Source organism: Campylobacter sp. CNRCH_2014_2849 (genome assembly GCF_025772845.1).
In the GTDB taxonomy this organism is placed as follows: Bacteria; Campylobacterota; Campylobacteria; order Campylobacterales; family Campylobacteraceae; genus Campylobacter_D; species Campylobacter_D lari_D.
In genome coordinates, this window is the sequence record NZ_JAKMSW010000029.1 from 1 (window position 1) to 2,063 (window position 2,063).

Genomic DNA, 2,063 nt, shown 5'->3' on the forward strand with positions numbered 1-2,063 from the left:
CGCTTTTACTCCTCCTTTGTGGCTTTATGCAGATGGGATAAAGTTAGGGTATGAGATAGAAGATAAACATATTCAAAATGAATCTTCAAAAAGTTTAATTTTAAAAAATAAACGTGAAATAGGAGATCCTACAGCTTATGCTACCATTATAGAAGCGAGGTTTTCTGCTGATCTTGTCTTTAAAAAACCTAGAAAAGACAATGAAGCTTTAGATGAGGATCAAGTTATTGGAAATAAAGCGCAAAGCTTTATTTATAGAAACAAAGAAGACAAAGAAGCAAAAGATCAAAAAAACCTACTGGCTTTAAATTTTGCTAAACACAATGAAAATCCTAGAAATTTAAGACATCATCTTAGCCCACGCACTAAAAACTTTGTATCTCGTTATGAAGTTATAGAACATGTAAAAAATACTAACATCAGTGGTTATTCTCATACTGTTTTTAAAGATACAAGTAAAAATGATAATACTTATATCTTGGCTTTTCGTGGCACTGAAACAGGTGGAACACAGCTATTAAAAGATGCATTTTTTACAGATGGTTTTATTGCTTTGAGGCTTGGAATTCCACAAGTGGTGTCTTTGATGAATTATAGCGATGAAGTTTTAAAAATCATTAGAGAAAAGCATGGGAGTGATAATTTTAAAATAGATGTTGTGGGGCATTCTTTAGGAGGACATTTGGCTCAATGTTTTTGTATCTTTGGGCAAAAAAAATATATTCAAAAACTTTATACTTATAATGGAGCTGGTATAGAAGGTGTTGTAGTAAGTCTTGTAAATATTTTTATTAGAGTTATTAGAGTTGTTTTTAAATTACTCATTAAAGATATTAAAAAACTTTTTGGTTTTGGTATGACTAGAAAAACTTTAGATAATTGCTCTAAAGTTTTAAATGTGGAAAATGGAACCGATGGTTTGATCGAAGAATGTAAAAATTCACAAGGACAAATAGATCAAAAAAGACTTGATGAATGTGCTTTAAATATAAAACAAGCAAGTAAAGGCAAAACAAGTATAGAAATACATCATATAGAAACTATAGCTAAACCTATCCCTAATAAAGAAGATTTTTCACGAGAATATAGACAAGCACTAGAGTCATCAAGATCTGTGATAGCTGATTTGGGTTATAAATATGGCTTAGATATTAAAGATAAGTTTGATTATAAAAATACAGACAAGTTGCATTTAATTCATATAGGAGAGCTTGAGAAAAATTATTTGCTAACTAGCCATTTTATGTATAATATAGTTTGGGCAAGTTATTTTTATGAGCATTTGATAAAAAATAATGAAAATATCAAAGAATTTAAAAAGGATATTGCTTGTGCTATGGATTATCTAAATTCTTATGCACAAAATTTAATCGACTTAAGTGAGAAAAATAAGCTTTTATCAGGAGATCAAATAGATATCCAAGATGAAAATCAAAATTATATTAGCGTAGTATTGGATAAAATTTTTAATAACTTGTGTAAAAATAATGAATATAACAAGAAAGAATTTAATCTTATTTATAAAGATATACAAGAGTTGTTTTATGTAGGTGAATATAAAAATGTAAATAAATTTGTTATTCCTGATTCTTTTTTGGTTTTGGAAGCTATGCAATTTTATATAAAAATACTAGATAAACCTATATTAGAAAAATTATCTAATAAGGACTTCAAGCAAGATTTAGATTATGCTGAAGCAGTTTATAAGTGGTTGCCTTTTATTGCTAAAGATAAAAATAATCAAAAAATACTTACAGAAGATAATATAGGGAAAATCTTAAATTATAACTCTGAGTGCTTTAAATGTCTTAGCTTGGAAAATGATTTGGATTTTTTTCAAGCTAGAAAAAAGCAAATGATTAATTTGATTTATGAAAATAATTGCACAAGTTATTATCTTAATAAAAACCAACCCATTAAAATAAAAGTAAAATTTAATTCTTCAAGTTCGACTATATTTGTTAATTTACCAAAAGAAGAAGTTTTTATTTTTGCTAATTGTAGGGATTTGATTGATTGTGATGAGATTTATAAAAGAGTAGCTACTAAAGTAGGTGTTGCAG

General features: G+C 27.3%; 1 protein-coding gene. It reads left to right on the forward strand.

Annotated elements, in window-relative coordinates; all coding sequences use genetic code 11:
• Positions 1-2,063, forward strand: a 2,063-nt coding sequence (locus L8X33_RS08515; protein WP_263670484.1) for a hypothetical protein, incomplete at both ends; no start/stop codon positions are given.